The organism is Mycobacterium sp. GA-1841 (assembly GCF_001954135.1).
In the GTDB taxonomy this organism is placed as follows: Bacteria; Actinomycetota; Actinomycetes; order Mycobacteriales; family Mycobacteriaceae; genus Mycobacterium.
In genome coordinates, this window is the sequence record NZ_MBEQ01000013.1 from 1 (window position 1) to 5892 (window position 5892).

Here is a 5892-nt window from a genome sequence, read left to right on the forward strand (position 1 = left end):
GACCTGGCCGTCGACCACATCGTGCCCAGCGCCCTGGACCCCCGCGTCGGCCCCGCAGTCGCGGCCGCAGTCGCCGCAGCAGCGGCCCGCGAGATGTAGCGGAAAGACAACTGCGGGCCGGCACTTGGTGCCGGCCCGCATTTTTTCGCGTCCATTCCTGCGCCCAACGCGGTCGGGAAAGATGGAGTATCCCGCCGGCTTGTCGTCAGCCCACCAGCAGAATGAGCTGGCCGGCGACGACAAAGCCGGCCACGCCGCATACCACCACCGCGGGCAGCGCCGCTCGGGCGGAATCGCCGACGCGCCGATGAATGGCCACAGCTCCGACCATCAGCGACATGAGCCCAACCGCCGCAGCAGCACCCAGCACCGGCCAGAACATGCCCGCGATCAATCCGATCGCACCAGTCAGCTGACACACTCCGACGAATCGACTCAACCGCGACGAAATCTGCAAATGCTCGCTTTCGCGACGGGCCTTCTCCAGGTAGAGGATGTTGACGAAGCCCGCGACGCCGAAAAGCACTGCCAACGCTATCGAAACCACCACTATCGCAACCTGCATATCGCCCCTCATCTGAACTCCACAGTGACTGCATCTCGGGATCGCGGGGTGTTCAGGCGAGCCGAAGACTGCTCATCCTCAACCACTTTCGCACCCTGTTCCGAGTTCAGCATCTGACATCTTCAAATGTCAACATATTGCGAGGGCAGCCAGATCGCTTGCATCTGCGATGTTTTCACGCCAAGGCGCATTCGAGATTTACGCTATTTCGGGTCGACGAAGTCCGCCACGTCCCCGCCGAACGCGATCCCCGCGAGCCGGCGGAACCGGCTGCCGTGGAAGACCAGCGGAGCGGCCTGGGGATTGGACTGCAGGCCCCGGATCTCCAGCAGCGCGACGGCATGGTCGCCCGCCGGAACATCGTCGTAGACCGAGCATTCCAGCCACGCGGTGGCGCCGTGGACGAACACGGCCCCGCCGTCGGTCTGGTCCCAGGCGACGTCGGCGAAGCGGTCGGTGGTCGACTGGGCGAGGCGCATACAGATGTCGTCTTGCCCTTGGGCCAGCACGCTGATACCCAGTCGGGGCCGCTCGCGCAGCCGCTGCCAGGTGGTCGACGACGCCTGGAAGCACACCGAGACCAAAGGCGGGTCGATCGACACGGAAGTGAACGAGCTGGCGGCCATGCCGACGGGCGCGTCATCGACCATCGCGCACACCGCGGTGACCCCGGATGGAAAGCAGCCGAACGCCCGGCGCAGCAGGCTGGAATCGGCGGTCACGGAATCGACGGTGATCATCGGTCGGCTCCGCTCACAGAAGAAGGTTCATCAGCGATCTGCACCATGAGCTTTCCGTCGTGGTCGCCGGTGAAGAGCCGGTTCATGGCCTCCGGCGCGGAATCCAAGCCCGCAATGACGTGGTCCTTCCAGTGCAACCGCCCGGATTGAACCCAGGCCGCCAGATCGTCATAGGCTTCGCGGGCACGGGAGAAGTGATCAAGGATGACGAAGCCCTGGATGGTCAGCCGGTTCATCAGGACGCGACCGAAGTCCGTCGGGCCGGCCATCGGCCCGTCGGAGTTGTACGCCGAGATCAGCCCGCATACCGCCATCCGACCATTGACGTTCATCCTGGAGTAAACGGCGTCCATGATCGCCCCGCCGACATTTTCGAAGTCCATGTCCACGCCATCCGGGCACAACCGGTCCAGCGCCTCTCCGACATCCTCGGACTTGTAGTCGATGGCGCCGTCGAATCCCAGTTCGTCGCTGATCCATTTGCACTTGTCGGGGCCGCCGGCAATGCCGATCACTCTGCAGCCCTTGATCTTCGCGATCTGGCCCACGATCGATCCGACCGCGCCCGCGGCCGCGGAAACGACGAGCGTCTCACCGGGATTGGGACGGCAGATGTCGAGAAAGCCGGTGTAGGCGGTCAGTCCGGTGGTACCCAGGACCGACAGCGAAGCGGTCAGCGGGATGTTCTCCCGTCGCCGGATCCGGCTGGCCGCCGAGGCGTCATACGTCGAGTACCGCTGCCAGCCGCCCTGGCCGAGAAGCACGGTGTCCCCGGGTGAGAAACGCTCCGACGAACTGTCCTCGACGACGCCGATGGTCACCCCACGTACGACATCGCCGACACCGACGGGTGGTAGGTATTGATCCCGGCTGCTCAGCCATACCCGGTTGGTCGGATCTATCGACAGGTAGATGTTCTTCACCAAGATCTGACCGGCCCCCAGCGGCGTGACCGGTACTTCGACGAGCTCAAGGTCTGAGGTCTGAACTTCCCGTTCGGGCCGTTGCTTGAGCACCCATCCCTGATTCATCCGCGTCATGTCAAACTTCTTTTCTCTTCGTGGTTTTGGCCGGTACACGTTCCACCGGTCGCGTAGCGATACACCTCAGGACGCCACCGGATTCACTCCGCCGAGCATCATCTGCACCGTCACGTCCGGCCCGTACCGACCGTCGAATCCGTTGAGTACGCTCTCGATCTCACGGTGCCAGCCGACAACGAGCGGCTCCCAATCACCATGGGTGACGATCCAGAACTGGTTGTCGCCGATAGCGGCGACAACCTGCTCACCCACACGATCGGGATCGGCGCCTTGCGCCTGTAAGGCCCGGTTCCGCTCGGCGACCGCCATATTCGGATCGCGGCCGAGCAGTTTCGCCTGGCCCGCCTCGGCGGTCAGGGCCAGCCGGGTGGCCACCACGCCGGGGCACAGCAGCGAAACACCGACATCGCTGTCGCGCAGCTCCTCCCGCAGCACCAGGGACAATCCCACACTGGCGAACTTCGACGAAACATATGCGCCGACATTGGCCATCGGCGCCAGGCCCGCCATCGAAGCGGTGTTCATGATGTGTGCGCGCCCGCCACGGCCCTTGAACCGCGGCAGAAATGTCGAGACTCCGATGAACTGGGCGTCAACGTTGATCTGCTGCACCCAGCGCCACACTTCCAACGGTGTCTCATCGATCGCGCCGCCACCGTTGACGCCGGCGTTGTTGCACAGGATCGAGATCGGACCGAGCGCTTCCTCGGCCCGGTTCGCGGCCACCTCCCATTTGCCCGCGTCGCTGACATCAAGTTCCACGGTGGTAACGACTCCCCCGGCCTCGGCCAGCTCGCCGGCGACCTCATCCAACCGCTTGCCGTCGATATCCGCGAGTGCGACCTTGGCCCCTGCCGCCACCAGCGCGCGGGCGATACCGAGCCCGATGCCTGACGCGGCACCCGTCACGAACGCCGATTCCCCTGCGGGCCAACCCATAATGTGCTCCCAATCTCCGTTGATGACAGTCGATGTGCGCGAAGGCGCCGAGAGTCCGAAATTGACACCGCATCCAGCCGTGCCTTACCGTCAGCGTAGTAGATCGTTCTATCTAGTTCTAGGGCCTGATTTTCCACACGCCCCGACGTGGGCTCTCTGACCGGAGTGCCTTGATCACTGGAGTTGATGTTGAGCGCTGATGTTGAATCCGCGCGGGTAGCCGAAGCCGCGAACCGCGTCGTCTCAGAGCACGATCCCCGATCCGTGCCGATCACGGAATTCCTCGGAGCCTGCTACGACGCCGGCCTGTCGTGGGTACATTTTCCCCAGGGCCTCGGCGGTCTCGGCATCTCGCGCGGCTACCAGGCGATCGCGGACGCGATCTTCCAGCAGGCCGGCGCCCCGTCGCCGTACGACCTGAACATCATCGGCTACGGCATGGCCGCTCCGACCCTGGTCGAATACGCCCAGACAGACGAACTCAAACGGCAGTGGATGCGTCCGCTCGCCACCACCGAGGACATCTGGTGCCAGCTCTTCTCCGAGCCGGGCGCCGGATCCGATCTGGCCGGGCTCGCCACCTCGGCGGTCCGGGACGGCGACGATTGGGTGGTCAACGGACAGAAGGTGTGGACGACGCTGGCGCATTGCGCCAACTGGGGAATTCTGCTGGCCCGCACCGATCCTGATGTCCCCAAGCACAAGGGCCTGACCTACTTCGTCGTCGACATGCGCGATCCGGGAGTCGAGGTGCGCCCGCTTCGCCAGATGACCGGCCAGGCGGAGTTCAACGAGGTGTACCTCAGCGACGTTCGGGTGCCCGACGCGCACCGGGTCGGTGCGGTCGGCGCGGGCTGGGGCGTCGCCATGACGACGCTGATGAACGAGCGCAGCTCCATCGGTGCGGCCGGGGTTCGACGCGGTGACGGCACGATCGCCGACGCGGTGGCGTTGTGGGCACAGCGTCCGCAACGTCACAGCCCCGTGCGACGCGACCGGCTGGCCCAACTCTGGCTCCGCGCAGAGGCACAGCGGCTCACCTCCGAACGGGCCCGCGCGACCGCGACCGTGAGCGGTCCCGGACCCGAGGGGTCGATCGACAAGCTCGTCGGTGCCGAACTCAATCAGCAGATCTACGAGTTCTGCATGGACCTGCTCGGTCCGGAGGGCACGCTCTACGACGACTATGCGATGCGCGAGGTCACGGCCGCGGATGCCAACGCCGGCGGGCCGGTGCAACAACGTTTTCTGCGCTCACGCGCCAACACCATCGAAGGCGGTACCTCCGAGGTACTGCGCAACATCCTCGGCGAACGGATCCTGGGGCTGCCCGGTGATCTTCGCGCCGACTCCGGACGACCCTGGCGTGAGGTGCCCCGTGGCTGACACTGATCAAAACCCCAACACGAACGAGCAATTCGCGTTCACCCCAGAACAGAAAGAGCTCCGCACGGCGATCCGCGGTTTCTGCTCCGAAAACTCCGACGAGGCAACCGTGCGCCAACTGATGGAGTCCAAACCCGCCTTTGATCAGAAGGCTTGGACACGACTCGGTTCCGAGCTCGGCGTACTCGGCCTCGGTGTGCCGGAGGAACTCGACGGTTCGGGCGGTGGGCTGGTCGACGCTGCCATCGTGGTCGAGGAATTGGGTGCCGCATTGTTCTGTGGACCTGTCTTCGGCACCCTTGCGTTGTCGATCCCAGCGCTCGTCGCGGCGCCGGACACAGCCGTACGGACCGAGACTCTGGCTCCTCTCGTGGCAGGCACGCGGACCGCCGGCTTCGCCGTGCCCGAACAGTCGGGTCGCTTCACCCCGGACAATGTCACTGTGCGAGCCACCGGCTCTGACGACACCTGGACCCTTTCCGGGGCCATCGAGCGCGTCATCGACGCTGACACAGCGGACACCCTGCTTGTCACCGCGACCGGCCCGGACGGGGTCGCGTTGTTCGTCGTGGACGCCACGGGTCCGGGGGTACAACGGACCGCGCTGTCGACGATGGATCTGACCAGGACTCAGGCCACAGTCGAATTCACCGACGCCCCCGCTCGCCTGCTCACCGGCCCTGAACACACACCCGAGATCTGTCAGCACGCATTGCATGTCGGCTCAGCGTTGTTGGCGGCGGAGCAGGTGGGCGCGGCTCAGCACCTACTCGATCTGAGCGTCTCCTATGCCAAGGAACGATTGCAGTTCGGCCGGCCGATCGGTTCCTTCCAGGCCGTCAAGCACCGCATCGCCGACATGCTGGTCGAACAGGAACATGCCCGCTCGGCGGCCTACTACGCGGCTTGGGCGCTGCAGGATGACAGCGACGACCCAGCGCTGGTCGCCTCGATCGCACAGGCCACCTGCTCGGCTGCCTTCACCCGCATCGCCACCGATGCCGTCCAAGTTCACGGCGGCATCGGCTTCACCTGGGAGCACCAGACGCACCTGTACTTCAAGCGTGCTTTCACCGACGCCGCGCTGCTGGGCAGCGCCGAAGAACATCGGTCGCGAATTGCCGAGCTCGTACTCGACGGAATCACAAGCGATTACGAGGTTCCGGTGGCGACCGGCTGAGTCCGTCGAAGGCCGCGGGGAGGGGAGCCATCACCGCCC

General features: G+C 65.1%; 6 protein-coding genes. 2 read left to right on the top strand and 4 right to left on the bottom strand.

Features of this window, described 5'->3' with window-relative positions; genetic code table 11:
* Positions 1-205: 205 nt before the first annotated feature.
* From A5740_RS03355 to A5740_RS03370, 4 genes are all read right to left on the bottom strand, one after another.
* The gene (locus A5740_RS03355) at positions 206-565 is read right to left on the bottom strand and encodes a DoxX family protein (RefSeq protein WP_076191490.1); all 360 of its coding nucleotides are present in this window, start codon (positions 563-565) and stop codon (positions 206-208) included.
* A gap of 203 nt (positions 566-768) precedes the next feature.
* The gene (locus A5740_RS03360) at positions 769-1305 is read right to left on the bottom strand and encodes a flavin reductase family protein (RefSeq protein ID WP_076191492.1); all 537 of its coding nucleotides are present in this window, start codon (positions 1303-1305) and stop codon (positions 769-771) included.
* Complete coding sequence (locus A5740_RS03365) at positions 1302-2345, bottom strand: NADP-dependent oxidoreductase (protein ID WP_076191494.1); 1044 nt, start codon at positions 2343-2345, stop codon at positions 1302-1304. The genes A5740_RS03360 and A5740_RS03365 overlap by 4 nt, the downstream gene beginning before the upstream one ends.
* Before the next feature lie 66 nt (positions 2346-2411).
* Entirely contained in the window at positions 2412-3287 is an 876-nt protein-coding gene (locus A5740_RS03370) for an SDR family oxidoreductase (protein WP_076191495.1), read from the bottom strand.
* A 186-nt stretch (positions 3288-3473) separates the two neighbouring features.
* On the opposite strand from A5740_RS03370, the gene A5740_RS03375 reads away from it, so the two are divergent.
* A complete protein-coding gene (locus A5740_RS03375) occupies positions 3474-4673 on the top strand; it encodes an acyl-CoA dehydrogenase family protein (RefSeq protein ID WP_175616149.1) in 1200 nt (399 codons plus the stop codon).
* Entirely contained in the window at positions 4666-5853 is a 1188-nt protein-coding gene (locus A5740_RS03380) for an acyl-CoA dehydrogenase family protein (RefSeq protein WP_076191497.1), read from the top strand. Before A5740_RS03375 ends, A5740_RS03380 begins: the two co-directional genes overlap by 8 nt.
* Positions 5854-5892 lie beyond the last annotated feature (39 nt).

What these genes read in the sequence shown, in the direction of transcription:
- A5740_RS03375 (WP_175616149.1), top strand. Translation starts at nt 3,474, where the DNA reads ATGTTGAGCGCTGATGTTGAATCCGCGCGGGTAGCCGAAGCCGCGAAC.
- A5740_RS03355 (WP_076191490.1), bottom strand. Translation starts at nt 565, where the DNA reads ATGCAGGTTGCGATAGTGGTGGTTTCGATAGCGTTGGCAGTGCTTTTC.
- A5740_RS03370 (WP_076191495.1), bottom strand. Translation starts at nt 3,287, where the DNA reads ATGGGTTGGCCCGCAGGGGAATCGGCGTTCGTGACGGGTGCCGCGTCA.
- A5740_RS03360 (WP_076191492.1), bottom strand. Translation starts at nt 1,305, where the DNA reads ATGATCACCGTCGATTCCGTGACCGCCGATTCCAGCCTGCTGCGCCGG.
- A5740_RS03365 (WP_076191494.1), bottom strand. Translation starts at nt 2,345, where the DNA reads ATGACGCGGATGAATCAGGGATGGGTGCTCAAGCAACGGCCCGAACGG.